Source organism: Streptomyces sp. NPDC047982, assembly GCF_043204165.1.
Lineage (GTDB): Bacteria > Actinomycetota > Actinomycetes > Streptomycetales > Streptomycetaceae > Streptomyces.
In genome coordinates, this window is the sequence record NZ_JBIDBS010000007.1 from 139,134 (window position 1) to 165,904 (window position 26,771).

The 26,771-nt window shown below is 71.6% G+C and carries 21 protein-coding genes; 10 read left to right on the forward strand and 11 right to left on the reverse strand.

Going from position 1 to position 26,771, the window contains the following annotated elements; genetic code table 11:
• Genes ACGF2V_RS11350 through ACGF2V_RS11375 form a run of 6 tightly spaced genes read right to left on the reverse strand, consistent with a single transcriptional unit; the run spans window position 1 to window position 6,005 of the window.
• Window positions 1-1,020 (reverse strand): MCE family protein, encoded by a 1,020-nt coding sequence (locus ACGF2V_RS11350; protein WP_362706364.1) that lies wholly within the window; start codon window positions 1,018-1,020, stop codon window positions 1-3.
• Window positions 1,017-2,048, reverse strand: coding sequence for an MlaD family protein (locus tag ACGF2V_RS11355; RefSeq protein WP_362622859.1), 1,032 nt, complete (start codon window positions 2,046-2,048; stop codon window positions 1,017-1,019). The genes ACGF2V_RS11350 and ACGF2V_RS11355 overlap by 4 nt, the downstream gene beginning before the upstream one ends.
• A complete protein-coding gene (locus tag ACGF2V_RS11360; RefSeq protein WP_392911653.1) occupies window positions 2,045-3,361 on the reverse strand; it encodes an MCE family protein in 1,317 nt (438 codons plus the stop codon). Before ACGF2V_RS11360 ends, ACGF2V_RS11355 begins: the two co-directional genes overlap by 4 nt.
• Window positions 3,358-4,161 carry an ABC transporter permease gene (locus ACGF2V_RS11365; RefSeq protein ID WP_362706367.1) on the reverse strand — a complete coding sequence of 268 codons (804 nt, stop codon included), beginning with the start codon at window positions 4,159-4,161 and terminating at the stop codon, window positions 3,358-3,360. The genes ACGF2V_RS11360 and ACGF2V_RS11365 overlap by 4 nt, the downstream gene beginning before the upstream one ends.
• A 6-nt stretch (window positions 4,162-4,167) precedes the next feature.
• Window positions 4,168-5,022 (reverse strand): ABC transporter permease, encoded by an 855-nt coding sequence (locus ACGF2V_RS11370; protein ID WP_362622864.1) that lies wholly within the window; start codon window positions 5,020-5,022, stop codon window positions 4,168-4,170.
• Window positions 5,019-6,005: an ATP-binding cassette domain-containing protein gene (locus ACGF2V_RS11375; protein ID WP_362622867.1), complete on the reverse strand. Its 987-nt coding sequence runs from the start codon at window positions 6,003-6,005 to the stop codon at window positions 5,019-5,021. The genes ACGF2V_RS11370 and ACGF2V_RS11375 overlap by 4 nt, the downstream gene beginning before the upstream one ends.
• A gap of 852 nt (window positions 6,006-6,857) precedes the next feature.
• On the opposite strand from ACGF2V_RS11375, the gene ACGF2V_RS11380 reads away from it, so the two are divergent.
• Window positions 6,858-7,790: a hypothetical protein gene (locus tag ACGF2V_RS11380; RefSeq protein ID WP_362622871.1), complete on the forward strand. Its 933-nt coding sequence runs from the start codon at window positions 6,858-6,860 to the stop codon at window positions 7,788-7,790.
• Window positions 7,791-7,944: 154 nt separating this feature from the next.
• On the opposite strand, the gene ACGF2V_RS11385 is transcribed toward ACGF2V_RS11380, so the two are convergent.
• On the reverse strand, window positions 7,945-9,477 hold the full coding sequence (locus ACGF2V_RS11385) for a DUF6801 domain-containing protein (RefSeq protein ID WP_362706370.1): 1,533 nt from the start codon (window positions 9,475-9,477) through the stop codon (window positions 7,945-7,947).
• A gap of 214 nt (window positions 9,478-9,691) precedes the next feature.
• Window positions 9,692-10,300 carry a hypothetical protein gene (locus ACGF2V_RS11390; protein ID WP_362622877.1) on the reverse strand — a complete coding sequence of 203 codons (609 nt, stop codon included), beginning with the start codon at window positions 10,298-10,300 and terminating at the stop codon, window positions 9,692-9,694.
• A gap of 876 nt (window positions 10,301-11,176) precedes the next feature.
• On the opposite strand from ACGF2V_RS11390, the gene ACGF2V_RS11395 reads away from it, so the two are divergent.
• On the forward strand, window positions 11,177-12,472 hold the full coding sequence (locus tag ACGF2V_RS11395) for a helix-turn-helix domain-containing protein (RefSeq protein ID WP_362706372.1): 1,296 nt from the start codon (window positions 11,177-11,179) through the stop codon (window positions 12,470-12,472).
• 149 nt (window positions 12,473-12,621) lie between these two features.
• Window positions 12,622-12,885 carry a hypothetical protein gene (locus ACGF2V_RS11400; RefSeq protein WP_362622882.1) on the forward strand — a complete coding sequence of 88 codons (264 nt, stop codon included), beginning with the start codon at window positions 12,622-12,624 and terminating at the stop codon, window positions 12,883-12,885.
• An 85-nt stretch (window positions 12,886-12,970) separates the two neighbouring features.
• Here ACGF2V_RS11400 and ACGF2V_RS11405 read toward each other — a convergent pair whose 3' ends face one another.
• The 3 genes from ACGF2V_RS11405 to ACGF2V_RS11415 form a co-directional block, all read right to left on the reverse strand.
• Complete coding sequence (locus ACGF2V_RS11405) at window positions 12,971-13,420, reverse strand: YchJ family metal-binding protein (protein WP_362622885.1); 450 nt, start codon at window positions 13,418-13,420, stop codon at window positions 12,971-12,973.
• 312 nt (window positions 13,421-13,732) lie between these two features.
• The gene (locus ACGF2V_RS11410; protein ID WP_362622889.1) at window positions 13,733-13,969 is read right to left on the reverse strand and encodes a DUF397 domain-containing protein; all 237 of its coding nucleotides are present in this window, start codon (window positions 13,967-13,969) and stop codon (window positions 13,733-13,735) included.
• Window positions 13,969-14,829 carry a helix-turn-helix transcriptional regulator gene (locus ACGF2V_RS11415; protein WP_362622892.1) on the reverse strand — a complete coding sequence of 287 codons (861 nt, stop codon included), beginning with the start codon at window positions 14,827-14,829 and terminating at the stop codon, window positions 13,969-13,971. Before ACGF2V_RS11415 ends, ACGF2V_RS11410 begins: the two co-directional genes overlap by 1 nt.
• 205 nt (window positions 14,830-15,034) lie before the next feature.
• Here ACGF2V_RS11415 and ACGF2V_RS11420 point away from each other — a divergent pair, with 205 nt between their 5' ends.
• The 7 genes from ACGF2V_RS11420 (at window position 15,035) to ACGF2V_RS11450 (ending at window position 26,771) form a co-directional block, all read left to right on the forward strand.
• Window positions 15,035-15,493 (forward strand): ATP-binding protein, encoded by a 459-nt coding sequence (locus ACGF2V_RS11420; protein ID WP_362622895.1) that lies wholly within the window; start codon window positions 15,035-15,037, stop codon window positions 15,491-15,493.
• Window positions 15,487-15,927, forward strand: coding sequence for a hypothetical protein (locus tag ACGF2V_RS11425; protein WP_362622898.1), 441 nt, complete (start codon window positions 15,487-15,489; stop codon window positions 15,925-15,927). Before ACGF2V_RS11420 ends, ACGF2V_RS11425 begins: the two co-directional genes overlap by 7 nt.
• Window positions 15,928-16,173: 246 nt before the next feature.
• Window positions 16,174-19,794: a DUF4132 domain-containing protein gene (locus tag ACGF2V_RS11430; RefSeq protein WP_362706376.1), complete on the forward strand. Its 3,621-nt coding sequence runs from the start codon at window positions 16,174-16,176 to the stop codon at window positions 19,792-19,794.
• Window positions 19,791-20,930 (forward strand): AAA family ATPase, encoded by a 1,140-nt coding sequence (locus ACGF2V_RS11435; RefSeq protein ID WP_362622904.1) that lies wholly within the window; start codon window positions 19,791-19,793, stop codon window positions 20,928-20,930. Before ACGF2V_RS11430 ends, ACGF2V_RS11435 begins: the two co-directional genes overlap by 4 nt.
• On the forward strand, window positions 20,930-23,323 hold the full coding sequence (locus ACGF2V_RS11440) for a DUF5682 family protein (protein WP_362706379.1): 2,394 nt from the start codon (window positions 20,930-20,932) through the stop codon (window positions 23,321-23,323). Before ACGF2V_RS11435 ends, ACGF2V_RS11440 begins: the two co-directional genes overlap by 1 nt.
• The gene (locus tag ACGF2V_RS11445; protein ID WP_362706381.1) at window positions 23,320-24,738 is read left to right on the forward strand and encodes a VWA domain-containing protein; all 1,419 of its coding nucleotides are present in this window, start codon (window positions 23,320-23,322) and stop codon (window positions 24,736-24,738) included. Before ACGF2V_RS11440 ends, ACGF2V_RS11445 begins: the two co-directional genes overlap by 4 nt.
• Entirely contained in the window at window positions 24,735-26,771 is a 2,037-nt protein-coding gene (locus tag ACGF2V_RS11450; protein WP_362706384.1) for a hypothetical protein, read from the forward strand. The genes ACGF2V_RS11445 and ACGF2V_RS11450 overlap by 4 nt, the downstream gene beginning before the upstream one ends.

Consider the following 26,771-nt stretch of genomic DNA (forward strand, 5'->3'; position numbering starts at 1 on the left):
TCAGTGGCCGCCTTCCTGCCGGGGAGGCATGCATCCGGTGGCCGGCGGGGTGCCGGGCGGCAGGTAGTTCTTCGGGACGACGCCGCAGACGTAGTTGTCGAACCAGCGCCCGTTGCCGAGGGTGTTGCCGACGAGCCGGTTGTAGGGACCGGCGAGCGCCAGCACCTTGTCGAGGCTCTTGCGGTTCTTCTGCAGAACGGCGGTGACCCTGCCGAGCGCGTCGAGCGTCGGCCGGAGCTGCTTCTTGTTGTCGGCGACGAGACCGGTGAGCTGGGTACCCAGGTCGCGGGTGCCGGTGAGCAGCAGGTGGATGGAGTCGCGACGGGCCTGGATCTCGCCGAGGAGCAGGTTGCCGTCCTTCAGCAGGGTCTCGAAGCTGCTCTTCTTGCCGGCGAGGGTCTTCGTCAGCCGTTTGCTGCTCCTGAGGAGGGTGGCGAGTTGCGCGTCGCGTTCGGAGACGGTCCTGGAGAGCGCGGAGAGTCCGTTGGCGGCGCTCTTCACGTTCGGCGGTGAGTTCTTGAACGTGGCGGAGATCGTCTCGAAACTCCTGGCGAGCTGTCGGGTGTCGATCTCCCCGATGGTCCGGCCCAGATCGTCGAACGCCTGGGTGACGTCGTACGGGGAGGTGGTGCGGCTGGTCGTGATGCGCTCGCGCGGGTCCTGCGCCGCGTCACCGAGCGGATCGACGGCGAGGTACTTCTCGCCGAGCAGCGTCTTGATGGCGATGCCCACGGTGCTGGAGTCGCCGATCCAGGCGTCCCGCACCCGGAAGGCGACCTTCACCCGGGCGCCGTCGAGGGCGACCCCGGTGACCTCGCCGACCTTCACCCCGGCGATCCGTACCTCGTCGCCCTCGGTGAGTCCGGCGGACTCGGTGAAGTCGGCGCTGTACGTCGTGCCGCCGCCGAAGAAGGGCAGCGAGTCGGCCCGGTAGGCGACCAGTGCGGCGAGGGCCAGGACGATCAGGCCGACGACGCCGACGGCGACGGGGTTGCGTTCCCGTACGGGCTTGATTCTCATGACAGGCACCTCGGCTGGGTGAGGGCGATGCCGGTGGGCGGCGCGCTGCCGTCGCTGGTCGTCACACCGGTGACCCTCGCCTCGCAGAGGTAGAGGTTGAGCCAGGAGCCGTACGAGGCGGTGCGGCTGATGGCCGTCATCTTGGCGGGCGTCCTGCGCAGGAAGTTCTCGATCTGCGGGGTGTTGTCGGCGAGCCGGTCCGAGAGGCGGCCGAGCTGGCGGATGTCGTCCTTGAGGGGCCCCCGGCCGTCGTCGAGCAGGTCGGCGGTGACGGTGGTCAGGGCGCCCATCGCGGTCACCGCGCGGCCGAGCGGTTCGCGGTCCCCGGCGAATCCGGTGACGAGCCTGCGGAGGGTGACGACGAGGTCGTCGAAGCCTGCCTCGCGGTCGTTGACGGTCTTCAGGACCGCGTTGAGGTTCTTGATCACCTCACCGATCACCTTGTCCTTGGCGGCGACGGTGCCGGTCAGCGAGCCGACGTGCTGAAGGATGCTGTCGACGGTGCCGCCCTCGCCCTGGAGCACCTGGACGATGGAGCCGGCCAGTTCGTTGACGTCGGGCGGGGAGAGCCCTTCGAAGAGCGGCTGGAAACCGTTGAAGAGCTGGGTGAGGTCGAGGGCCGGTGTGGTGCGGGAGACCGGGATGGTGGAGCCGGCGGCGAAGCTCTCGCCCACCGGTCCGGCTCCTCGGCCGAGGTCGATGTACCGCTGGCCGACCATGTTGAGGTACTTGACCGACGCGGTCACCGACGCCGGGAGCCTTTGCCCCTTCCGCACGGTGAAACCGACCTCGGCGAGCCTCCGGTCGGCGACCTCGATGGATTCGACCTGCCCGACCTCGACCCCGGCGATCCGGACGCTGTCGCCGACGACCAGACCTGTGACGTCGGTGAACCTGGCCCTGTACGAACTCCTCTCCCCGACCCCGGTGTTGGCGATGGACAGGGCCAGCACGGTGGTGGCCAGCGTCGTCACCAGGACGAACACGATCGATTTCGCGAGCGGTCCCGCGAGCGAGCGGCGCTTCACTTGAGCCTCACCTCCGCGCCGCGGAAGGCCGGGCCGATGAGCACGCTGCTCCACTCGGGCAGGTCCCGCGGCCGGACCTTCAGTGAGGGAGCGACCAGTTCGTTGACGAGCAGGCTCTCCTGCCGGGAGTTGGGCATGCCGAGCGACGCGTCGGCCGCCGGGACCTCTTCGGGCGCGCGGGGCGCGGAGCCGGCCGACGGGCCCCGGTCGGCCGCGCGGGCGTCCGCCGTCGGCGCGGTGTCGCCGACGTAGGGCAGGGAGTAGCAGTGCGGTCCGCCGGTCGCGTCGTACACGGGGGTGTCCCTGCCCGCCACGTACTTTCCCTTGGAGGGCACGGTCTTCAGCGTGACGTGCAGTCCGGGCTGGTTCGTGCCCTTGCCGAGGGCCTTGTCCATGGCCGGGACGAAGTTGGCGAGGGTGCGCAGGGTGCAGGGGAACTCGGACGAGTACGCCGCGAGGGTCTCCAGGGTCGGTCGGCCCGTCGCGGAGAGTCGGACGAGGTTGTTCTTGTTCTTCCGCAGGAAGTCGGTGACGTCCTGGGCCGAGGCGGTGGTCGTTCCGTACAGGTCGGCGAGTTCGGCCTCTTGTTCGGCGAGTGTGCCGCTCGTGGTGGTGAAGTCGGTGAGCGCGTCGAGGACGTCCGGGGCGGCGTCCGCGTACACGGCGCTCACCCTGACGAGTTCCTTGATGTCTGCGTTGAGCGTGGGCAGGTGGGGGTTGAGCTTCTTCAGGTGGGCGTCGAGCGTGACCAGGGTCCGGCCCAGCTTCTCGCCGCGGCCCTGGAGCGCCTGGGAGACGGCGGTGAGCGTGGCGGAGAGCTTCTGCGGCTGCACGGCGGTGAGCAGCGGCAGGACGTCGTCGAGGACCTGTTCCAGTTCGATGGCGTTGCCGGAGCGGTCCTGCGGGATGACGTCCCCCGCCTTCAGGGTGCGTGCGGAGGGGACCTCGGGCGGTACGAGGGCCACGAACCGCTCGCCGAAGAGCGTGGTGGGCAGCATCTGGGCGGTGACGTCCGCCGGGATGCGGTCCAGTTCGCCGGGCCGGATGGCGAGCGTGAGCCGGGCCCCCTCCCCGTCGGCCTCGATGGCGCGGACCTGTCCGACGACGACGCCGCGCAGTTTCACCTCCGCGTTCTCGTGCATCTCGTTGCCGACGGTGCCCGTGCGTACGGTCACGGTGGCGTCGTGGGTGAATTCCTTGTTGTACACCGCGACCGAGGTCCACACGAGTGCGACGGGCACGAGGAGGAAGCCGATCCCGGCGATCCGGCGGCGGGCCGTCCCTGTCTTCGTCGTCTTCGTCGTCGGCATCATCCGGCCACCTTCACGGTCGTCGTGGCGCCCCAGATGGCGAGCGAGAGGAAGAAGTCGGTGAGACTGATCAGCACGATGGCGTTGCGCACCGACCGGCCCACGGCGATGCCGACCCCCGCGGGTCCGCCCTCGGCGTGGAAGCCGTGGTAGCAGTGGGCGAGGATCACCATCACGCTGAAGACGAACACCTTGAGCACGGACAGCAGCACGTCGTCCGGGGAGAGGAAGAGATTGAAGTAGTGGTCGTACGTTCCTTCCGACTGCCCGTTGAACAGGACGGTGACGTAACGGGACGCCACGTACGACGAGAGCAGTCCGATCGCGTAGAGCGGGATGATCGCGACCACTCCGGCGATGACCCGGGTCGTGACGAGGTACGGCATGGACCGCACTCCCATCGCTTCGAGGGCGTCGACCTCCTCGTTGATCCGCATCGCGCCGAGCTGGGCGGTGAACCCGGCGCCGACCGTCGCGGAGAGCGCGAGTCCGGCGACGAGCGGGGCGATCTCACGGGTGTTGAAGTAGGCGGAGATGAAGCCGGTGAACGCGGACGTGCCGATCTGGTTGAGCGCGGCGTAGCCCTGGAGGCCGACGACCGTTCCCGTGAAGAGGGTCATGGCGATCATCACGCCGATGGTCCCGCCGACGACGCCGAGTCCGCCGCTGCCGAAGGCGACCTCGGCCAGGAGCCGCTGCACCTCCTTGAGGTAGCGTCGCAGCGTGCGCGGGATCCAGATCAACGCCCGCAGGTAGAAGGTGAGCTGGTCGCCGTAGCGATCCAGCCGGCCGAGCATGGACATCGTCTCTCAGCTCCCCTTCGCGGGGACGATCTGGAGATAGATCGCCGTGAGGATCATGTTCACGAAGAACAGCAGCATGAAGGTGATGACGACGGACTGGTTGACCGCGTCGCCGACGCCCTTGGGCCCGCCGCGCGGGTTCAGTCCGCGGTGGGCGGCGACGATGCCCGCGATGAAGCCGAAGATCAGCGCCTTGACCTCGCTGATGTAGAGGTCGGGGAGCTGGGCGAGGGCGGAGAAGCTGGCGAGGTACGCGCCGGGCGTGCCGTTCTGCATGATCACGTTGAAGAAGTAGCCGCCGAGCGTGCCGACGACCGAGACCAGTCCGTTGAGCAGGACGGCCACGCCCATGGTGGCCAGGACGCGCGGGACGACCAGGCGCTGGACGGGTGAGACGCCCATGACCTCCATCGCGTCGAGCTCTTCGCGGATCTTCCGCGAGCCGAGGTCGGCGCAGATCGCGGAGCCGCCCGCGCCGGAGATGAGCAGCGCCACGATGAGAGGGCTGGCCTGCTGGATCACGGCGAGGACGCTGGCGCCGCCGGTGAAGGACTGGGCGCCGAGCTGCTGGGTGAGCGAGCCGACCTGGAGGGCGATGACCGCGCCGAACGGGATGGAGACGAGTGCGGCGGGCAGGATGGTGACGCTGGCGATGAACCAGAACTGCTCGACGAACTCCCTCGCCTGGAAGGGCCTTCGGAAGACCGACCGGGTCACGGAGAGGGCGAGCGCGAACAGCTTCCCGGTCTCGCGCAGCGGTGCGAGCAGCCGCGTCGGCGGTCGGCGCGCCGATTCCCGGTTCGGTGACGGTGTGTCGGGGGCGGGCGGCCCCGGTGGCCGCAGCGGGAGGCCGGCGGTCATGGCCTGGCACCGCCGGCGGCCGGGGCGTAGCTGTTGATGATGGCCGTGCGGGCGGCCTCGGGGAGCTGGCCCATCATGCCGAGGACCCGCTCGCGGCGGCGCTGGACGGCCTGGCGGACCGGCATCCCGGGCGAGGGTTCCAGCTGCGGCACGACGGTGCGCGGCCCCGCGCCGGGGGTGTTTCCAGCGCCTCGCCGCTCGGCGGCGAGGGTGGCCGCGTCCTTCTCCTCGGACATGCCGATGGGCCCCTCCCGGCGTCCCGCGAGGAACTGGGAGACGACCGGTTCGTCGCTGGTCAGCAGGACCTCGCGCGGGCCGAAGGTGACGAGGTTGCGGCAGAACAGCATGCCCATGTTGTCGGGGACCGTGGCCGCGATGTCGAGGTTGTGGGTGACGATCAGCATCGTCGCGTCGATCTGCGCGTTCAGGTCGATGAGGAGCTGGGAGAGATAGGCGGTGCGGACCGGGTCGAGTCCGGAGTCCGGCTCGTCGCACAGGATGATCTGCGGATCGAGCACCAGGGCACGGGCCAGCCCGGCGCGTTTGCGCATTCCTCCGGAGATCTCTCCTGGCAGTTTCCCCTCGGAGCCCAGCAGGCCGACGATGTCGATCCGTTCCATGACGATGCGCCGGATCTCGGATTCCTTCTTGCGGGTGTGCTCGCGCAGGGGGAAGGCGATGTTGTCGAAGAGCGACATGGAGCCGAACAACGCACCGTCCTGGAACATGAGCCCGAACAGTTTGCGCGTCTCCATGATGTCCCGCTCGGGGCTGTTCACCATGTCGACGCCATTGATGACGACGCGTCCCCGCTCCGGTTTCAGAAGTCCGATGATGGACTTGAGGAAAACGGTCTTTCCGGTGCCGGACGGGCCGAGCATCACGCTTACCTCACCGGCGGGCAGTGTGAGCGACACATCCTGCCAGATGTTCTGCTTGCCGAAAGACTTGGTAAGACCCTCGACGACGACTTCGATTCCCATCCCACCTCCTGCATGCACTCACGAAGTGACAGAAGTGCACCGAGGGGCGCACGTTAAGTTCACCGGGACCGCCAGGACAAGCCCTTGAACAGCCATTTCTCCAGGAGCCGGCCCGTTTGTCATTCGGTGACAAACTCCCGTGTACGCCTTGTCGCCGAATGCGCAACCCGCAACGGCGGGCAGGGGGTCGATCCCGCACGTCGTGTCAGGTCGCGGACGCGGGGCAGGAGCGGTCCGCGCCCACCGCCCCCACGGCGCCCCGACCGGAGGTCTTCCGCCCGGAGGCTTTCGCGCGCAGGTCACGAAGAGGACTCCTTTTCCGAAGGGGGAGCAACCGTCGGGCAGATTGGCCGCGTTGCCCACGGGGCGACGTTACGGCTGGGTAACCTGGCCGGGCAATACCGGTTCTCCAAGTTTTCGGGAGCCCGCCGAGCCCCCTCGCTTTCTTCGCACGAATTGAGCAGGCGCCCGGGGAAATCTGTCACCGGATGACAATCCCGCGCGCCGACCGGAGGACCCGACCGTGGCCGGTTCCGCCATCACGGGGTGCGCATCGAATGACAACTCGTCCTCGTGGCGCACTCATCCGGGAACGAGAAGCCGCTTTCGGGGCAACAATCTCGAACGACGGGATTGTGCGGCGGTGTTTCCCGCCAGTAACCTCACGGCTCGGCGAAAGGGTGTCCGTTTCGGCATTGTTCGCCGCGGGTCCGGCACCCGTACCGCACACCGACGATCCGTGCGCCCGGAACACATGGCCCGAAAAGGTGCCGTCTTTGGCGCGCCGCAGAAAGACCCGAGCAACTCCGCTTATGCGGCCGCCCGGTGGCGGCTGCCCGAAAAGGGGACGACATGAGATCTGGTTCGAGACGGGCGCGCCTGGGGCTGCTGGCCTCCTTCACCGCACTCGCCGCCTTCGCGTCCGTGGGAACGGCCACCGCCGCGACGAGCCTCAACGGCCACTGGGCGCCGTTCACCCGGTGTCCGGTGGACGCGCCCGCCATGCTGGCCGCCGACGGGCTGGACAACACGGCGGTCTGCGTCTCCTCGCACTCCGCGAGCGGCTCCATCACACTCGGCAACACCACCGTGCCGGTGGGAGCCAGCGACCTCCAGATCGGTGTGATCACGCACCCCGGCGGCCGGTCGACGGTCATCTCGCCTCCGGGAGGCGCTTTGGTGGCAGACTCCGCGCAGATCCCCGGCGGGCTCCTCGGGCTCATGTGCCCCAGCGACATCCCGGTGATCAGCGGCATCTGCAACCAGATCACGAACAGCACCCTGAACCGGGTCACCGCCACCATCGAGCCGGCCGGCGACCCCAGCGACTTCCAGCTCCTGGCGGGCGTCACCACCGGCAAGCCGATCATCACGCTCCCGGTGCGCATCCGCCTGGAGAACCCGTTCCTCGGCGACGCGTGCTACATCGGCTCCGCATCGAAGCCGATCCTGCTCCGCCCGCAGAACCTGACCCGTCCCACTCCCGGCACCCAGCAGTTCGCCGGTGACGGCACCCCCGACCCGGCCGGTGCCATGGGGCGCATCAGCCTCCTCGGCGCCACCCAGACGGACACCACCTACGCGGTTGCGGGGGCCAACGGCTGCGGTCTCGGCCTGCTGGACTGGGCGGTGAACCTGAAGACCGGGCTCCCCTCCGCCTCGGGCAACAACAACGTGGTCCTGAACAACGCCCAGACGTACGTGGCCACGATCAACGACCCGAGCGGCGCCGCCCCCGACGCGGGCAGGCTGATGTCGCAGTACTGGCACTCGGCTGCACGGTAACCGGTACGGCCGGCGGGACAACGGGCGGGGCCGTCCTCCGGACGGGACCGTCCTCGGAGGGTGGCCCCGCCCGCGTGCCCGGCAGCGCCCTGCAACCGTCGCGCGACCGACGAGCACCCAAGGAGCACGCGTCGGCCGGGCGGCGGGACTGCGGTCAGCCGGCGGGTGTCCCCTTGCCGGGCAGCGCAGGCACGGTCGGCGGGCAGAAGGTGCTGCTGTCCGAGGGGACGCAGGTCTGCCCCTGGTTCATCGCGACGACGTTCCCGGGCCCCGAGATGGCCGCCGTGAACAGGTTGTCCAGGTCCTCACCGCCGGTACCGCAACCGGAGAACGGGGGGATCTCGACCTTCCCGTTCATGGGGCCTCCGCCGAAGACGTTGACGTACTTCGGGAAGTCGCCGTTCAGGACCACCTTGAACGGCGACGCGGTGCGGCAGTTGGGACCCACGTCCAGGGGCGTTCCGTTGACCTTCACGTCGCGCAGCCGCAACGACTGCGTGAACGAGGCTGTGGCGAAGTAGGTCTTGGTGCTGCCCATGCCGATGTTCCCGGTCGAGATCGTGAGCGGTCCGTTCTCGAACTCCACCTTCGCGGACACGGGCTGGAACCCGAACGTCAGGAAGGTGGAATCGGCGTCCGGCAGCCTCAGGTTCCCGAGCGAGTCGAGCCGCAGGTAGTAGCCGCCCGCGGCGTTGGCCGCCCGCAGTCCGCGGTGCACGTTCGCCAGGACGCTGATCAGACCGGGCTTCTTGGCGGGGTCGTTGATGATCATCGCCCCGTTCAGCTTGTACACGGTGGCCATGCCGACCGCGTAGGCACAACCGAACGTTCCGCCCCCGGGGATGTCGACCTCCATGACCGGGGCGCCCTCCGGTGGTTTCGGGGCGTCGCTCCAGTCCGCCTTTCCGGCGGGCGGGTCGACGGGGCACGCCTCCTCGCTCCCGGCCTGCGGCGTCCGCGACTCCACCGCGATGCGGTCACCGGTGTCCCCTCCCTCGTCGGTGCCGTGGGCCCCGTCGCCCCCCTCTGTCCTCGACGGCCAGGGGTCGGGCGGGCCGGCCGTCACCGGGACGGTCGCCAGCAGCGTGCCGCCGTCCTCCGCGTCCTCTCCGGGTTCACAGGTGAGCGGTCGGACGTCGGCCGGTCCGCTCTCCTCGGCGGTCTCCGCGACGGGGCGCAGTCCGAGCGTGAGCCGGCCCGCGGTGAAGGCGACGTCGCCCGCGGCCGGCAGCGTCACCGACGGGACGGGCCCGGTGTGGACGAGGCTCACCTCCCCCTCGGCGGGTACGGCGGAGCCCGGCGCCGGCAGATCCAGCCACCGCGCCTGTGCCGACCGGTCCTTCTGCCTGATCCCCACGGCGAGCGTCGCGGTGCTCGCCACCACCTCGGTGCCGGCCGGCAGCAGCGCCTCCAGGTCCGCCCGCGCGAGCCGTACGTCGATCGTCACCGGACCGCTCTCCAGCGGCGTCCCCGCGGTCCCGGAGGCCGGGAAGGCCGTGGTGACCCGGACGGTGACCCGGCCGGTCCCGCCCGGCAGGGCGCAGTCGTAGGCGAGCGTCACCGCCGAGCCGCCCTCCTCGGCGGCCGATCCGGACCCGGACAGCAGCCCCGCGAGGAGCACGACGGCCGCGACCGATGCCAGGCGCACCGATCGCCTGCCGCCGGTCGCCGATGTCTTCACGTTCATACTGGCGCTGTCCTCCCTGGTACGGGGTGATGGGGGCACGGCCTTGGCGCGGGCGACGGGACATGGCCGCCGACCGGCCCCGTGCGTCGGGTCCCCGGTGCCGGGGCTGCGGCGGGCGGGCCGTGAACGGCCGCTCGGGGTGGTGGCGAACCGTTGTCCGCCACCACCCCGAGCCGGATGTGGACCGGGCTGCTCCGCGCCCGGGTCCGCCACGTCACGACGTGGCGGTGATCTTCTGCTTCGGGCTCACCACGTACTCGGCGTTGAAGCCGGCCACGTCACCGTTGCTGATGAGGCCGAGGCAGCTGGCGTTGGACGCCTTCAGGTCGCTTCCCGTGCCGTCGATGACGAGGGAGCCCTTGGTGTTGTCGTAGTGCCCGTACACCTTGCCCTTGAAGTCCGCGTTGCAGCCGACGCCGGAGATGTGCGCCGAGATGTCGCTGACGGTTGCGTCGACCCAGTCCGCGTGCGTGGCGTTGGGCTGGATGGCGTTGAGCTTCCAGGGCGTCGCCGTCATGGAGACGGTGAAGGAGATGCCGCCCACGTCACAGCCGGTGAACGTGATGTTGTTGATGTTGCCGATGCCGACCCCGTCGGCGCTGGTCGTCTGGAGCGTCCCGGACGTCACGGCGGAGGAGTCGCAGACGAGCTGGACGAGGGGGACGTCCAGGGTCGGAAGCTTGGCGAGGGCGGTGAACGCGCCGCCGGGGCTGACGCTCCAGGAGTGCGACGCGGTGGTGGCCGAGGCCGACGACACCGTCATCCCGATGGCCGCGCCGAGTGCTGCGGTGACGAATGCGGCTCTGCGTGCAAGGGTGTTCACGATTCCATTTCCCTTCAGAAGGCGTGACCCATGCGGAGAACCCGTCCCGCCGGAATGGCTGGAACTCCGATGGGGGCACAGTACAGAGAAGTGGCAGTCCGGCCTGACCGACTGCGCGACCACTTGCGTCCGGCGAAGACGCTACGGTCGGGTAACGTTGCTTCGCAACAGTCATGACGAAGAATCTCCCGAAGCACGAATCCCGGTCGACGTTTTGTCGCGCCACGAGTGCCGGTCCGTGAAATCTTGTCCAGAAGTGAGCAGTCACGGCGCCTCGGCGACCGCCCAGGACCGCCACACGCAGCGCCCCCGGCCACCTTTGAGCCAACTTGCCATGGCCCTTGTGCGCTTGACCTGGCGTCAGGCTTCTTGCTCGCATGCCCGCGCCGTATCCGCACAACGACACGGGAGAACCTCTCGCCGCCCGAAGGCACAACAGGGGATTCGGCCGGATTGAATTCCGACCCCGTATACGGAGACAGCCGCATACACGATTCCGCGACGCCTTCCCCTTGACTTCGCCCCGGTGAAGAGGTCGACTTGTCCGCCCGACGGCGGCCGTGCCGCATTCCCGTCCCGCAGGAGAGCGGATGTATTCACCGGGAAGTCCCGCGGCTTCCCGGAATTCCTGTCACGGAACGCCGATCCGGCACCGCACCCGCACCACGGGAACCGGAATGCACGAGTCCGTGAATCCGGGAACGCCGTACCCGCGGCGGCGGTAGGTGCCCCTGCATCTCGTCCTGCCGTGCCTGTGTCCACACACGCGTGCGTGGACTATCTTCAGCAGCCCACATCGGTACGCACCTGACGGCTTGGGAGCGCGCCTCCCACGGCCCACCCCCCATCGGGCGCCGGAGAGCAAGGGACAGAGGAATGCCGGGAGTTGTACAACCCTCGGAACTCGGAGAGCCGCTCGGACCGCTGCCGCAGGAGTTCGCCGCGATCGTGCGTCCCGAGATACCCAGTCTGATCAAGGAGATCGGGCTGGAGGTCACCCGGGCCTACCCCGTGTACGCGCGACTGCTCGACGGCCCGTACGGACAGGGCATCCGGGTGGGCGTGGAGCAGACCATCTCCGTCTTCGTGGACCAGGTCGCCGAGCCGACCGCCCCTTCCACCCTGCGCGACGAGATGTGCCGCAGGTTCGGCCGGTACGAGGCGTACGAGGGCCGCACTCTGGACCAGTTGCACGGCGCCTACCGGCTGGGCGCGCGGATCGCGCTCCGCCGGGCCAAGAAGATCGGCCGGCGCTACAACCTCTCCCCCACGATGATGCTCTCCTTCGCCGACGCCCTGTTCACCTACGTCGACGAACTGGAGGCGCTCTCCCGCGAGGGCTACATGGAGGTACGCGCGGCCTCGGCCGACCAGACGGGCACCCTCAGACGGCGGCTGCTGCACCTGCTGCTCGCCGGACGTCCCGTGCCCCGTACGGCCATCGCCGAACTGTGCGAGCAGACCGGCTGGACGATGCCCGACGAGGTGACGCTCGTGGCGGTGCGCGCCTCGCCGGAGCCGGGCGGACCGGGCGCCGACCGGGACGTGCTCGTCGACTTCACCGATCCGCAGCCGCACTTATTGATCCCGGGGGCGTTCGACGCGTCGCGAAGACGCATGCTCGACCGGACGCTCCCGGGTCACCACGCCGCGGTCGGACTGACCGTTCCCACCGCCATGGCCTCGGACTCGATCCGCTGGGCCCGCAGGGTGCTCGAACTCGTGGACGCGGGCGTCATCGACGACGCGCCGGTCGTCCTCTGCGAGGACCACCTGATCACACTCTGGCTGTTGTCCGACACGGCCCTCCTCGACCAACTGACGCGACGTGAACTCGCCCCGCTCGCCGGAATCAGCGCGAACCGGCGGGAGCGGCTGGTCGAAACCCTGCGGATCTGGCTCGACACCCGGGGCACCGCCGCCCAGATGGGCGAACTGCTCGACGTGCACCCACAGACGGTCCGCTACCGGATGCGCAGTCTGGAGTCCATCTTCGGCGAGCAACTCATCGACCCCGAAGCCCGGTTCTCGACCGAGGCGGTGCTGCGCGCGCTCCGGCTGCAACTGCGCGCCGGAGGCGACGACGTCGCCCACGCACCGCGGGGCGAGCGGCCCGGAATCGGATCACGCGCGGCGCGACGGGGCAACTTACCCAGCGGTAAGGCGAAATAGCCGGTCAGTCCCAAACGGTTGCCACACGGAGACGTTCCCGAGGAGAAACCCGGAACTGCGTCCCGTAGACATGGAGGAGCCGGCCGCCCGACCGGCGGCCGCACCCGGCAGTACCGCCTCCTGGCCGAACATCCGAGAGGGAACCCCCTATGACCGCCTCGCACCTCCTCGTCCCCGTGCCGATCCCGGACCGGGTCGCCGCGCTGATCGGGTCCTGCATCCCCCCGCACATCCTGCGGGCGGAACTCGACGCCGCGCGCGCCGCGCGGGAGGTGCGCCGGTTCCGCGGTCCACGACTCTGCGTCGAGGACCAGGCCGACCGCGAACAGGCGCTTTCGGAGCTGGCGCGCGCCAACAAGATCCTCGCCGCCCATCACCCGGGCCTGCCGGTGCGCCCCGGCAGTGCCTGGTGAACCAGCGCGGCGGGCGGGCTCCCCAGGCGCCTCTCCCGGCGGAAGACCCGGTCGGCCCCATCGGGCGGGCCGCCCGGCCCGGGACCTATTCGGCGAAGACCGCCGCCTCGTACACCCAGGCGCCCTCGGACCGCACGAAACGGCTCTTCTCGTACAGCGAGTCCGGCTGTCCGGCGACGGTGAAGTGCGCCCGGAAGGTGACCGTGCCCGTGGCGTGGAAGGCACTGCCGTCGGTCGTCTCCAGGATCTCCAGGCGCACCCACCGCGTCCCGCGATCGAAGTCGACGGCGGGCGGCCGGGTGCCGGGGTGCCAGGTGCGCAGCAGATACGCCTCGTCCCGGACGGCGAAGGCCGCGTACCGGGAACGCATCAGGGCCTCGCACGTCGAAGCGGCCGCGGCGCCCGCGTGGAAACGGCCGCAGCAGTCCGCGTAGGTGCCGGGCAGTCCGCAGGGACACGGTGACCGGTCGGTGATCGCGGAAGGCCGCCGGGCGGGGGTGGTGGACCGCCTCGGTCGTGTGGTGCGTCGTGACATGCGTCCATTGTGTCCTGCGACCCGGGCGGCCCGGCTGGGTGTTCCGTCCCGGGAGGTTGTGGACGGGTGATGTAGGTCTCGACTGCCCGCGGGGACGCCGACGACCTCGCCGAGTTCCGGGCGCCGGTCCGCGCGGAGCGAGACGCCCGGCTCGACGAGTTCGAGCCCGTCGAAGAACGACGACGCGCGTGTCCGGGGCGACGCGCTGGGCTGTCCGAGGGAGGTCGGGCTCGGTGGGGGACACCGGCGCCGATGTCGAGGAAGTGGCGGATGCCGGGGAAGAACCGTCGGATCGTCGGCGGGGCCCACCGCTCAGGTCAGGAGGAAGTCCGCCTGCCCCGCCTTGGCGCCCTGGATGAAGGCGGCGATCTCGTGGTGCGAGTAGATCAGTGCGGGGCCCTCCGGATCGGCGGACTGGCGGACGGCGACCCTGCCGTCGGACAGCTTCATGGCCTCGACGCAGTTGCCCCCGTTCCCACCGCTCCACGGCTTGTGCCAGCCCTCGGTGCCGAGTTCGGCGGCCGGCATGCCGTTGTATATGGGATCCATCACAGCTCCTTGCGGAAATCCCGGAGGATCTCCTTCGTGCGTTGTGCAGTCGCGGCCTGAGCCGCCATGCGGTCCATGACCTCGAGGTAGGAGGCCACCTCGGGGCGCGCGTCGAAGTAGACGGCGCCGGTCAGGTACTCGCTGTACACCATGTCGGGGAGTTCGGGCATTCCGAAGCGGAAGATGACGAAGGGGCCGTAGGTGCCCGGGTGGTGGCCGGTCGAGAATTCCGCGATCTGGAGTGTCACATGCGGCATCTCGGTGGCCTCCAGCAGCCGGTCGATCTGGCCGCGCATCGCGTCGACGCTGCCGACCGGACGACGCAGCACCGTCTCGTCCATCACCACCCACAGTTTCGGGGCGTCCGGCCCGTGGAGCAGGGACTGACGCTGCATGCGCAACGCGACATGGCGTTCGATGTCCTCGGGCCTGGTCTGGCCGACGGCCCCCGTGCGCAGCACCGAGCGCGCGTAGTCCTCGGTCTGGAGCAGGCCGGGGACGAAGTGCGGCTCGTACATGCGCAGGAGGCTCGCGGCGCCCTCCAGGCTGACGTACATGCTGAACCAGTCGGGCAGCACGTCGTGGTAGCGCTGCCACCAGCCGGGCTTGTTGGCCTCCTCGGCGAGTTCCACGAAGGCGTCGGCCTCGCCGTCGCAGATGCCGTACGCCTTCAGCAGCACCTGGACGTAGGGGATCTTCAGAGCGACCTCGGCGGTCTCCATCCTGCGTACCGTCGCGGGGGCGACCCGCAGCACCTTGGCAGCCTGGTCACGGCTCAGCCCGACACGCTCCCGCAGATCCTGCAGGCGCTTGCCGAGAACGACCTGGCCCACGGTCGGGGCGGACCGCGGTTCGCTCACTTCAGACCTCCCCATGCGCTGTTTGGCAGCAGTGTGCCACGAGCAAGGTCCCACGACACAGTCACTCTGCAATTTTCAGAGTGCCCCTTGCCAAGTGTTCCGGACAGGGGGAAAGCTATGGAGGGAACCAGTTCACGTAGTCACGACCGCGGCCATTCCTGTGTGATCGCGGAGAGTGACGCAGCCCCCACTGTGAGGAATGGTTGTGGCACCTGGCAGTGCGCTCATCCCCCGGCTCATGGACCTCAGCCCCGGGACGGAAGCGCTCCGGTACTGCTTCGCGCTGCCGGCACACCCGGAGTCCGTGGTCGGCGCGCGGCGCCTGGCGCGGGCCCGGCTCGACGAGTGGCGGCTGGACGGCGACGCGCACGACGCGGCGGTCCTGATCGTCTCGGAGCTGGTCACCAACGCGGTGGTGCACACCAGGAGCGCCCGTGTCGTGTGCGAACTGCGCTGTCTCGACAGACGGCTGCGCATAGCCGTGCAGGACCAGGGGCATCAGCCCGGCGGGCCGATGCTGTGCCGCACCGCCTCCGGCGAGCACGGACGCGGTCTGCTGCTCGTCGACGCGATGTGCAGCGCCTGGGGCTCCCGATACGCGGAGTTCGGCTCGGGCCGCATCGTCTGGGCGGAGTTGCCCCACGGTTCGGAGCGCGCATGCTGAGGAACGCGATGTCCCCTCTCAGACGAGCAGGCCGGCCCCACGAATCGGGGACCCCCGCCGCGGCGGAGACGGTACAGCTGCCGCTGCCGCCCGCGTTCTCGGCGAGCCTCGGCTGCGACGCCGTGGGCGTGCCGGCCCGTTACGGCTTCCGGCTGCTGTCCCACCTGCCACGCACGGGCTGCGTCTTCGCGGACACGGACCAGTGGTGGTGGATCGTGCCCGCGGGCTCCGACCTGGATCTGGACTGGCCCGCGCAGGCCGTCTACGTGCGCGGGGCGCGGGTTCCGGGGGACCGGCCGAGGCTGATCCACCGACCCGACGGCCACTCGCCGTACACCCCGCCCATCCCCCTCTTCCTGATGGTCTGCCAAGTGATGGGTGTGGCCCCGTCGTGGGCGCCGTCCGGCGGCGCACGCGCGGTCTCCGCCCCCTGACGCGGCCGGTTCGGTTCGCGGCCGACGGTGTCCGGTCGTCTCATCGCCCGTCGACCGTCGTGTGCCGTCGCCCGCGCTCCCCGTCCGGTGCTCTCCGCCGGCCTCCCCGAACCCCGGTCGACCTGCGGATTCATCGAGCGAACCCCCTGGTCACGCTGCGTTGTCAGTGGTCCGTTCTACTGTGGCACCACTGATCGAAAACCCGTCGGAGTGCGGGTTGTCCAGGTGTGAAAGGGGGGCGGACTCGTGCGCCGCTGGGAATATGTCGAGGGCACCGCGTCGAAATTCTGGGAGACCGGGGCCGAGGGCGCCGTGGTGACGGTCCGTTACGGACGCTGCGGAAGCGACGGACGTACGCAGACGAAGGAGTACGCGTCGGCCGAGGCCGCCGCGGAGCAGGTCCGCAAGTCGATCGCGGAGAAGGAGAAGAAGGGGTACCGCGAGGTGGCCGCCCCGGACGTGTCCGCCGCATCGGCGGCCGAAGGCGCCCCGACGGTCCTGGATATGCCTCCCGCCGAGGCGCCGGGCCTGCCGGACGAGGACACGTTCACGCTCCCCACCAAGTGGAAGAGCATCCTCCTGCCCCGGCGCGGCGGTTCGCCCCGGGTGCCGAGCGGGCTCCCGTCGGGAGCGTTCGAGCGGATCGACACGGCGGTCGCGGAGCAGGCGTCCTGGATCCAGCGGTTCGTCGACTCCTGCGACTCGGACCGCGGGCTCGCCGACCAGCTGAGGGCACATGTCGCGGGGGATCCGACACCGGCCGGCGCGGCCCTGCTCACCTCGATCGTCCCGCTGCCCCTGCCCGACTCCGCCTGGGCGCACCTGTGGACCGAGCGGTACGGCCTGCCGTTCGCCGCGTGCGCGGCCGCCGAGATGCTCTCGGTCGAGGCGACGTGGCAGCAGGCCGGCGGTTCACGAAGCCTGCCGAAGCTGCAGGTGCTCACCCGCCCCCACCACGCGTACTGGATGCGGAACCGCCGGCCGGTCACGGACCGGGTGCGCGCGCTCCTGGCCGCAGCGGACGAGGAGACCTACCGCGCGGCGGTCGCCGCGCTGGCCGAGCGCCGTACCGATGTCATCCGCAGGGTCTCCGTCTCCTATCTGGTGCCGAGCGAGACGGACTGGGTCGACGAGCTCTGTGCCGATCCCCGGATTCTGGACGAGCACGACGACAGCCTGCTGACGATGGTGTTCGCCTCGCTGTACTCAGGCGACCAGGTGACGGCGTTCACCCACCGGCCGCCCCTCGCCTACAACGCGGCGCTCGTCGCGACGCTGGCCGAGGGCATCGGAACGGGTCTCGCCCCGCTGCTGGCCGATCAGCTCGAGGGCGGGGCCCACTACGCCGACGCGGTGAAGGTCGCCGCCGAGGCCCTGGCCGAGATCCCCACCGACGAGGCGTTTCTCGCCCTGCTGGCGCACGCGGACCTCAAGCACGTGCGTCCGGCCCTCCTCGAAGCCATGCGCCGCTGTCCGGTGCGGGCCGTGCGCCTGCTGGCCGCCGAAGCGCGGCACGCCTCGGGCCCGGCGGCCGACCGGGCGCGGCGGCTGATCCGGGGCCACCTCGCGACCAGCCGTGACGTGGTCTCCCTCGCGCTGAGCAGTCTGGACGCCGAGGTCGTCGAGGTCGTGGAGCCGCTGCTGAACCCGGTGGGGCTGATCCCCGACGCCCCCGCCGACGCGCTTCCGGAGGTCCTGACGACGCCGCCCTGGTCACGCCCCCGCACCAGGGCCAAGACCCTGGTCGTGACCGGTCTGACCGCCGAGTCCGCCCCCTCGGTCGAGTGGCTGCCCGGCGAGCGGGAATCCTGGGCCGCCGTCTCGTCCTGGCACACGACCGAGCGCACCGGCGGCACGTGGGCGGGCTGGGACGTGAGCGACCCCGCCGTCCAGCACGACCTGCGCGCAGACCATATCTCCTCGGCCTGGCTCTACGTCCACGGCCCGAAGGAGCTGGTCGCCCCGTATCTCGCCACGTGGGATCCGACCGACCTGTGGGACGCGGAGGACACCTTCAAGCCCATCGCGGCCCGCTTCGGACTCGCCGCTCTGCCGTTGCTGCTGCGCGCCGCTCCCCGTCAGTCCGCCTCGCTGGCGCCGGTGCTGCTTCCGTTCGTCGACGCGGGGGTGGCCCGCCACATGGCGGACTGGGCGGTCCGTCTCAAGTCCGTGGCGGCCACGGCACGTTCCTGGTTCGCCCGGCACGGCGTGGCCGCCGCCCCGCTGCTGGTGCCCGACGCCGTGGGCAAGGCCGGCCCCGCCCGGCGCGCCGCCGAGCAGGCGCTGACGCTGATCGCCTCGCTGCACGGCGACGAGGCGGTGCGCGAGGCCGCCCGGGGGTACGGCCCCGAGGCACTGGCCGCGGTGGAGGGACTGCTGGCCGCGGATCCGCTGGAGCGGGCGCTGCCGGCCAAGATGCCCGAGCTCCCGGCGTGGGCGGAACCCGCTCTGCTGCCCCAGATCCTGCTCCGGTCCGGCGGTGCGCTGCCTCAGCCGTCGGTGCGCCACGCGCTGACGACGCTGGCGCTGTCGAAGTCCGGCGACGTGTACCCGGGCGTCGCCCCGCTCGTCGAGACGGCCGAGCCGGCATCGCTCGCCACGTTCGCCTGGGCCCTGTTCGAGCAGTGGCAGCTGGCCAACATGCCCGCGAAGGACTCGTGGGTGCTGCACGCGCTGGGGCTGCTGGGCGACGACGAGACGGTCCGCAGGCTCACGCCCGTCATCCGGGCATGGCCCGGTGACGGCGCCCACCACCGAGCCGTGGAGGGCCTGGACGTCCTCGCGACGATCGGCAGCGACGTCGCGCTGCTGCATCTGCACGCGATCGCCCAGCGGGTGAAGTTCAAGGCGCTGAAGGCCCGGGCCCAGGAAAAGATCGCCGAGGTCGCCGCCGGGCTGGGGCTGACCGGGGAACAGCTCTCCGACCGCCTGGTGCCGGACCTCGGCCTTGACGAGGACGGATCGACCGTCGTCGACTACGGCACGCGGACGTTCACGGTCGGTTTCGACGAGCAGCTGCGACCGTACGTGCGGGACGGGGACGGCAAGCGCCGCAAGGACCTGCCCAAGCCGGGCGCCCGGGACGACGCGGAACTCGCCCCGGCGGAGCGCAAGCGGTTCATGGCGCTCAAGAAGGACGTCCGGACGATCGCGTCGGACCAGGTGCGCCGGCTGGAGACCGCGATGGTGACCGAACGCTCCTGGACGGCCCAGGAGTTCCGGGAGCTCTTCGTCTCCCATCCACTGCTCTGGCATCTGGTGCGCCGGCTGGTGTGGCTGAGCGAGACGGACGACGGGGCGCGCACCGCGTTCCGGGTCGCGGAGGACCGCACGTTCGCCGATGTGGAGGACGATGTCTTCGAACTGGCCGAGGAGGCGACGGTACGGCTCGCGCACCCGATCCGGTTGGGCGACGAACTGGCCGCATGGTCCGAGCTGTTCGCCGACTACGAGATCCTCCAGCCGTTCCCCCAGCTCGGCCGGACCGTGCTCACGCTGTCCGACGATGAGCGCGAGGGCTACCGGCTCACCCGGTTCGAGGGCCTGAAGGTGCCGACCGGAAAGGTCCTCGGACTGGAGCGGCGCGGCTGGGAGCGAGGCGTGCCGCAGGACGCCGGGGTGGAGCGCTGGATCTCCAAGCGGCTGGCCGACGACTGCTACCTGGTGATCGCCCTGGACACCGGCATCGCGGTCGGGGTGGTCGACATGTTCCCCGACCAGACGCTCGAAACGGTATGGCTCGACACTCGGCCCCAAGACCATTGGTCCAGGCGCGAGCACCCGCTCCGCTTCCGCGGGCTGGATCCGGTGACGGCGTCGGAACTCCTCGCCGACCTGACCGAACTCACCGAGGGTGCCACGTCATGACCGTACGCAACGAACAGCGGCCCGGCGGGACGGCGGACGACGCCGCGGAGCGGGTACAGCGGCCCCCGGCCGAGGTGCGGTACGCGGACGAGCTCGCCGCGCTGCGGGCGGACGACCGTGATCCCCGGCCGCCCGGCTGGGAGCTGAGCCTGCGCGCGGCGCGCCGCTTCGTGGTCGGCGACGCGGACGCGGGCATCCGGCGGAAGTTCGTCGGCAATCCCTCGCTGGTGGACCGGGCACTGGTGACGCTGGCGACGAGTCGCGGGCTGATGCTGGTCGGGGAGCCCGGCACGGCCAAGTCCCTGCTCTCCGAACTGATCGCGGCCGCGGTCAGCGGTGACTCGACGCTGACGGTGCAGGGCGGCGCGGCCACCACCGAGGACCAGATCAAGTACGGCTGGAACTACGCCCTGCTGGTCGCCGAGGGGCCCTCCACGCGGTCGCTGGTGCCCGCTCCGATGCTGCGCGGCATGGCCGAGGGCAGGCTGGTGCGGTTCGAGGAGATCACGCGCTGCCCGCTGGAGGTGCAGGACTCGCTGCTGTCGCTGCTGTCCGAACGGGTGGTGGCGATCCCCGAACTGGCCGGGCCGGACGGCATGGTCTTCGCCCGGCAGGGGTTCAACGTCATCGCGACGGCCAACACCCGGGACCGCGGCGTCAACGAGATGAGTGCGGCGCTCAAGCGGCGGTTCAACTTCGAGACGGTGTTCCCGATTCCCGACCTGGACACCGAACTCGCGCTCGTCGAAGCGGAGGTGACGACCCTGCTGCGGCGCTCGGGGGTGGAGCCGCCGCCGGACCGGGACGTGCTGGAGGTCCTGGTCGCGACGTTCCGGGAGCTGCGTGCCGGGGCCGACGGGCAGGGCGGGCCCGGTGCGGGTGCGGACCGCCCCTCGGCGGTGATGAGCACGGCGGAGGCCGTTTCGGTCGCCCATGCCGTGGGGGTGCGCGGCTGGTTCCTGCGCGGCGAGCCGGGCAGTGCCGCCGATGTGGCGGCGTGCCTGGCGGGGACGGCGGCCAAGGACAGTCCGCAGGACCTGGCCCGGCTGCGCCGCTACCTGGAGCAGCAGGTGCCGCGCCGCCGCGGCCCGGCATGGCAGGCTCTGTACGACGCGCGTCATCTCCTGGCCGACTGATGTCCGCGGTGTTCCTGGGGGTGCGGCACCACTCCCCCGCCTGCGCACGGCTGGTCGAGCGGACCATCGACGGGCTCCACCCCGCCCATGTGCTCGTCGAGGGCCCCGCGGAGATGAACGGGCGGCTGGACGAACTGCTGCTCGGGCACGAGTTGCCGGTCGCGGTGTTCAGCCACTACCGGGACGAGAGCCGGGCGGCCACGTCCTGGGCCCCGCTGTGCGACTACTCGCCGGAGTGGGTCGCGCTGCGGGCGGGCCGGGCGGCCGGGGCGGAGGTCCGCTTCATCGACCTTCCGGCCTGGCATCCGGCGTTCGCCGAGCGCACCAACCGCTACGCCGACGCGGAGGCGCGGTACACGGAGGCGACGGACCGGCTGTGCCGGCACTTCGCGGTGGACTCGCCTGACGCCCTGTGGGACCGGCTGTTCGAGGTCGAGCCGGACGACGGTCTCGCGGAGCGGCTCGACGCGTACTTCGCACTGGTGCGCGGTGACGCGGAGGCCGACGCGGGCGACCGGGCGCGCGAGTCGTACATGGCGGCGTGGGTGCGGGCGGCGCTCGCCGAGGCCGGGGACCGGCCGGTGCTGGTGGTGACCGGGGGTTTCCATCAGCCCGCGCTCCGGGCACTCACCGCCGCCGCGCGACCGCGCGGCGGCGACGGTCACGACCTGCGGGAGCACGACACGGACGGGTGGGAGCGCGGCGCCGACGGATGGCCGCGGGTACCCGCTCCGCCGGAGGACGCCCTGGCCGGAAGCTTCCTCGTGCCGTACTCCTTCCGGCAGTTGGACGCCTTCGCCGGGTACCAGTCGGGGATGCCGTCGCCCGGCTACTACCAGCAGGTGTGGGAGTCGGGCCCCGAGGCCGCGGCGGAGAGTCTGTTGCGTGGGGTCGTCGGGCGGCTGCGGGCGCGCAAGGTCCCGGTGTCCACCTCCGATCTGATCGCCGCACGGAGTCTGGCCCACGGGCTCACCACGCTGCGCGGCCATCCCCGCCCCGCCAGGATCGATGTACTGGACGGCCTCGCGGGCGCCCTGATCACCGATGATCTGGACCGACCGCTCCCCTGGACGGGCCGGGGCCCGCTGGGGGCGGGGGCGCACCCCGTCGTCGTCGAGATGGTGGCGGCGTGCAGCGGCGACCGCATCGGCCGGCTGCATCCCGACACCCCGGCGCCGCCCCTGGTCCACGACGTGGCGGCGCGGCTGGCCGCCCTGTCGCTCGACGGCGGCCCCGAGGCGTCGTACCGGCTCGACCTCACGGACGCCACCGATCTGGAGCGCAGCCGGGTGCTGCACCGGCTGCGGGTGCTGGGAATCCCCGGGCACGAGCGGGTCTCCGGTCCCGAGCACGGGATCGACCCGGTGTTCACGGAACGCTGGGAGTCACGGCCCGTCGCCGGGCGCGAGGCCGCGCTGGTGGAGGCCGGGGCGTACGGGGCGACGCTGGCGGATGCGGCGGCGGTGGCGCTCGCCGACCGGACCCGGGATGCCGTGTCCGGGGCGGACGATCCGGCACGGACGCTGTTCGATGCCGTGCTGTGCGGAATGGACGGCTTCTCGCAGCGGCTTCTCGGTGAACTCGCCTCTCGTGTGGGCGAGTCGAAGGACGCGGGTGCGCTCGGGGAGATCCTTTCCACGGCTCTGGGGCTGTGGCGGCACGACCGGGTGTTCGGGGTGGCGCGGGGTGCGCTGCTCGCCGGGGTCGTCGACCGGGCGACGGAGCGCCTGGTGTGGCTCCTCGAAGGGGCACGCGGCGGGCCGGGGGTGGACTTTGCACGGCTGCGCGCCGTGGTGGCGGTCCGCGACACGGTGCGGCACGCGACCCGGCTGCTCTCGGTCCGGCCGGAGGCGGTGGCCTCGGTCGCGTGGCGGATCAGTGGCGATCCGCAGGCGCCGTTCGATCTGCGCGGGGCCGCGTTCGGACTGCACCGGGCCCTGGCACCGGTCCAGGACGTGTCGGGGGAGCCGGCCGGGGCGGTGCGTGCGGTGGCGAGGGCGGGCACGGACGCGCTCGGCGACTGGCTGGCCGGGCTGTTCGCGCTCGCCCGGGACGAGATGACGGAGCCCGCGGTGCCGGCGGTCCCGGACGACGGGCCGAACCCCGGTCGCGGCGCGGAGTCACTGCTCGATGTGCTGGACGGGCTGGTCTGCGCGTTGCCCGACGACGCGTTCCTGGCGGGGCTGCCCGCGCTGCGTCAGGCGTTCATGTTCTTCCCGCCCCGCGAACGCGAGCGGATCGCCGAACGCCTGCTGGAACGGCGCGGCGTGCGCGGTTCGTCGCGTTCCCTGCTGCGGACCACCGAGGACCCGCTGCTGATCGCCCGGGCCCGCGCCCTGGAGGAGTCGGTTTCCCGGCTGCTGGCCCGTTACGACCTGGGAGCCACCCCATGACCACACCCGAACACACTCCCGGCCCGGCGACCGCGGTCGAAGCGGGCCCCGGCACGACGACGCCCGTGCCCCCTGCCGGCTGCATGCCCACGACCACCTCCGGTTCCAGGCCCACGGCCACCGCCGAACCCATGCCTCCAACCGCCGCCGGCCCCGTGCCCACGGACGCGGCGAGCCCCGACGGGGCGTCCTCGCCCGGTGCCGGCCCCGATGCCGCGCCCTCCGCCATGACCGGCCCCGGCGGGGGGTCCGGGCACGGGGACGCGGCCCCCGGCGGCGTGATACCCGACGCGGGCCTGGAGCGCTGGCGGCTGCTCCTCGGTTCCGCAGCCGAACGCCACACCGGTCCGCCGGGCCCCGGCGGCACCGGCCGTGACGCCGCCCTCGACTGGCTCTACGGCCGCGACCCCGACCTGGCCCGACGCGGCGTGCGCCGCTCCGGCACCACCTCCCGCACCGGAGGCAGCGGCCCGTCGGCCCTGACCACGGTCGACTGGCTCGACGACATCCACCGGCTGTTCCCCAAGGAGACCGTCGAACGCCTGGAGCGGGACGCCGTCGAGCGGTACGGCATCCAGGAGATCGTCACCGACCCCGCCGTACTGGAGCGGGTCGAGCCGAGCCCGACGCTGCTGCGGGCCGTGCTGCGCACCAAGCATCTGATGAACCCCGAGGTACTGCGGCTGGCCCGGCGCATCGTCGAGTCGGTGGTGCGGCAACTGCTGGCCAGGCTCCGGCCGGAGGTCCGCCGGGCATTCCACGGCACCCGCTCCCGCACACCCAGCCGGGTGCCGCTGGCGCGGGACTTCGACTTCCGGCAGACGGTGCGCGCCAACCTCGCCCACTACCAGCCGGCCGAGCGCCGCCTGCTCATCGAGCGCGCCCATTTCCACTCCCGCACCCGGCGTCATGTGACGCGGTGGCAGCTGATCCTGCTGGTCGACCAGTCGGGTTCGATGGCCGGATCGGTGATCCACTCGGCGGTGACCGCCGCGTGCCTGTGGGGCCTGCCCGGCCTCAAGACGCACCTGGTCGCCTTCGACACCGACGTGGTGGACCTGACCGCCGACGTGAACGACCCGGTGGAACTGCTGATGCGCGTGCAACTCGGCGGCGGCACCGACATCGCGCGTGCCGTCCGCTACGCCGCCGGGCTGGTGGAGAATCCGCGGCGCACCATCGTCGCGCTGGTCACCGACTTCTACGAGGGCGGCGACGCCTACCGGTTGGTGCGCTCGGTGCGGTCACTGGTGGAGCAGGGCACCACCGTCCTGGGACTGGCCGCGCTCGACGAGGACGCCGAGCCCGATTATGACCGCGGGACGGCCGGGCGGCTCGCCGAGGCCGGGGCGCACGTGGGGGCGATGACACCGGGTCATCTCGCGGAGTTCGTCGCCGAGAGGCTGGGCCGATGAGCCAAGCTCCCCGGGACGTGCTCGCCGCCCGCCCCGATCTGCTCGCCCTCACCCCCGACACGCTCGCGGAGCTCGCCAACCGCGGCCTGGTCAAGCGGGCCACGAAGGAACTCGACGCGGGCACGGCGCCGGCCCTCACGACCGACCCGGACAGCACACTGCGGGCCCGCTTCCACGACGGCACCACCACCGCTCTGCCGCCCGGAACAGGTCTGGAGAACGGCACGTGCGGCTGCGCCGCGCCCGGGGTGTGCCGCCATCTCGTCGGCCTGGTGCTGGCCTACCAGCGCGAGGCCGGATCCGACCCGGGCGCGACCGACGGTGCGGACGCCGCCGCCCCGGTGGCCGACTGGTCTCCCGGTGACACCGACGACGAGCTGCTCGCGGCAGCGGTCGGCGCCCGCCCGCTCGCCGCGGCCCGTCGTTCCTTCGACCGCGGTTACGCCGCCGTGGTGCACCGCCCGTCCCCGGACCATCCCGAGCCCCGGGTCGAACTCCCCACCTGCACAGTGCGTTTCCCCGTCCCCGGCGAGATCGCGTACGCGCTGACGGACGCGACCGCGGCGCTGCGCGGCGAGGTGCTGGCGCTCGCGGTATGGGCGTTCCGGGCGGCCGACGCGGTGGGGACCGGTGAACGGTCCGTCTCCGTCCAGGTCGGCGGTCGCCCCGCAGCCTCGCCGTCGGCCGGACCGGTGCTGGACATCGCGGTGGAGCTGGCCGACGAGCTGCTGGCGGAGGGCGTGGCGCACGTCGGGCCGGTGCACGGCGGGGCCCTGGCGCGGGCCGGTGCCGATCTGGCGGCCCGGTCGCTGCACTGGCCCGCCGGTGCGCTCGCCGACCTGGCGGACCAGCTCACCGCGTACGCCGACCGCGACGCGCACTACCGCCCGGAGTCCGTGGCCGCCCTGCTCACCGAGGTGCACGCCCGGAAGCGGGCCGCCGCGCTGCCGGGCGTGCTGGGCACCCGCGAGGCCGGTGACACCCCACTGCGCCGGGTCCGGCTCGTCTCGCTGGGCTGCCGGGTCCGCGGCACGCCCCAGGCCCTCGTCTCGGAGGTGTATTTCGCGCATCCCGGCGCGGGCGCCGTCCTCGTCCTCCGCAAGGCGTGGACGGCCGCCGAGGGCAAGGAGCTCAGGGGTCATCTGCTCGCCGCCCGCCGTGTCCTCGCCACCCGGCTGAGCGCGCTGGCCACCGGGAGCCTGGTCAGCGAGAGCGTGCGGCGCACGGCGAGCCGTGCGCTGACCATCAGCCGCGGCAGGCTCGGCACCTCGACCGTCACACCCGTCGGCAGGGCCTGGGCGGAGCTCCCCGAGCCTCTGCTCGTACGGGATCTGTCCGCGCTCACGACGGGGTGGGAGGGAAGACCGCCCCGGCTGATCCGGCCGCGGGTGGAGGCGGAGTCGGTCCATGTGATCGCCCTGTCGGCGGTGGAGAGCGTCGGCTACGACCCGGCCGAGCAGCGTGTCGAAGCCGTCGTGCGCGATGCCTCGGGGACTGCGGCGCTGCTGACGTCCGCCTACCGGCCCGAATGCCCCGGAGCGTTGGACGCCCTGGCGGCGGCCCTGGAGGGCGGCGCCACGCATGTGAGCGGTACGGTGCACCGCTTTGCCGGGGGCGTCGCGATCGATCCGATCGCGGTGCTCACCCCGACCGGGGTGGTCGTGCCGGATCTCGCACCGGGCGACGGCTCCACGGCCCTGGCGGCGGTGGCCCACCGCCCGGCCGATCCGCTGGCGGCGGCGCTGGAGGAGGCGTTGTCCGCGCTCTCGGCGGTGCCGCACAGCGGGCTGCGCCATCTGACGGTCCCCGCCCGTTCCCGCATCGACGACGCCGCCACGACGCTGTCGCGCGTCGGCCTGGTCCGTGCCGCGACGCTGCTGCGCGCCTTTCTCGACACGCCGGCCGGGGCGGCGGCGAGCGGGACGGAGCTCGGGGCCGCCGCCGACGCGTGGCTGGAGGCACAGCTCCACCTCCTGGTCGGCAGCGAACTCCGTGCGTCCGGGCCAGGGTTCGCGACCGGGTCGATACGCTGA

Coding starts and splice junctions, on each gene's coding strand:
- ACGF2V_RS11440 (WP_362706379.1), top strand. CDS start 20,930: ATGTCCGCGGTGTTCCTGGGGGTGCGGCACCACTCCCCCGCCTGCGCA.
- ACGF2V_RS11350 (WP_362706364.1), bottom strand. CDS start 1,020: ATGAGAATCAAGCCCGTACGGGAACGCAACCCCGTCGCCGTCGGCGTC.
- ACGF2V_RS11450 (WP_362706384.1), top strand. CDS start 24,735: ATGAGCCAAGCTCCCCGGGACGTGCTCGCCGCCCGCCCCGATCTGCTC.
- ACGF2V_RS11380 (WP_362622871.1), top strand. CDS start 6,858: ATGAGATCTGGTTCGAGACGGGCGCGCCTGGGGCTGCTGGCCTCCTTC.
- ACGF2V_RS11370 (WP_362622864.1), bottom strand. CDS start 5,022: ATGACCGCCGGCCTCCCGCTGCGGCCACCGGGGCCGCCCGCCCCCGAC.
- ACGF2V_RS11360 (WP_392911653.1), bottom strand. CDS start 3,361: ATGATGCCGACGACGAAGACGACGAAGACAGGGACGGCCCGCCGCCGG.
- ACGF2V_RS11395 (WP_362706372.1), top strand. CDS start 11,177: ATGCCGGGAGTTGTACAACCCTCGGAACTCGGAGAGCCGCTCGGACCG.
- ACGF2V_RS11435 (WP_362622904.1), top strand. CDS start 19,791: ATGACCGTACGCAACGAACAGCGGCCCGGCGGGACGGCGGACGACGCC.
- ACGF2V_RS11400 (WP_362622882.1), top strand. CDS start 12,622: ATGACCGCCTCGCACCTCCTCGTCCCCGTGCCGATCCCGGACCGGGTC.
- ACGF2V_RS11445 (WP_362706381.1), top strand. CDS start 23,320: ATGACCACACCCGAACACACTCCCGGCCCGGCGACCGCGGTCGAAGCG.
- ACGF2V_RS11385 (WP_362706370.1), bottom strand. CDS start 9,477: ATGAACGTGAAGACATCGGCGACCGGCGGCAGGCGATCGGTGCGCCTG.
- ACGF2V_RS11405 (WP_362622885.1), bottom strand. CDS start 13,420: ATGTCACGACGCACCACACGACCGAGGCGGTCCACCACCCCCGCCCGG.
- ACGF2V_RS11375 (WP_362622867.1), bottom strand. CDS start 6,005: ATGGGAATCGAAGTCGTCGTCGAGGGTCTTACCAAGTCTTTCGGCAAG.
- ACGF2V_RS11425 (WP_362622898.1), top strand. CDS start 15,487: ATGCTGAGGAACGCGATGTCCCCTCTCAGACGAGCAGGCCGGCCCCAC.
- ACGF2V_RS11365 (WP_362706367.1), bottom strand. CDS start 4,161: ATGTCCATGCTCGGCCGGCTGGATCGCTACGGCGACCAGCTCACCTTC.
- ACGF2V_RS11410 (WP_362622889.1), bottom strand. CDS start 13,969: ATGGATCCCATATACAACGGCATGCCGGCCGCCGAACTCGGCACCGAG.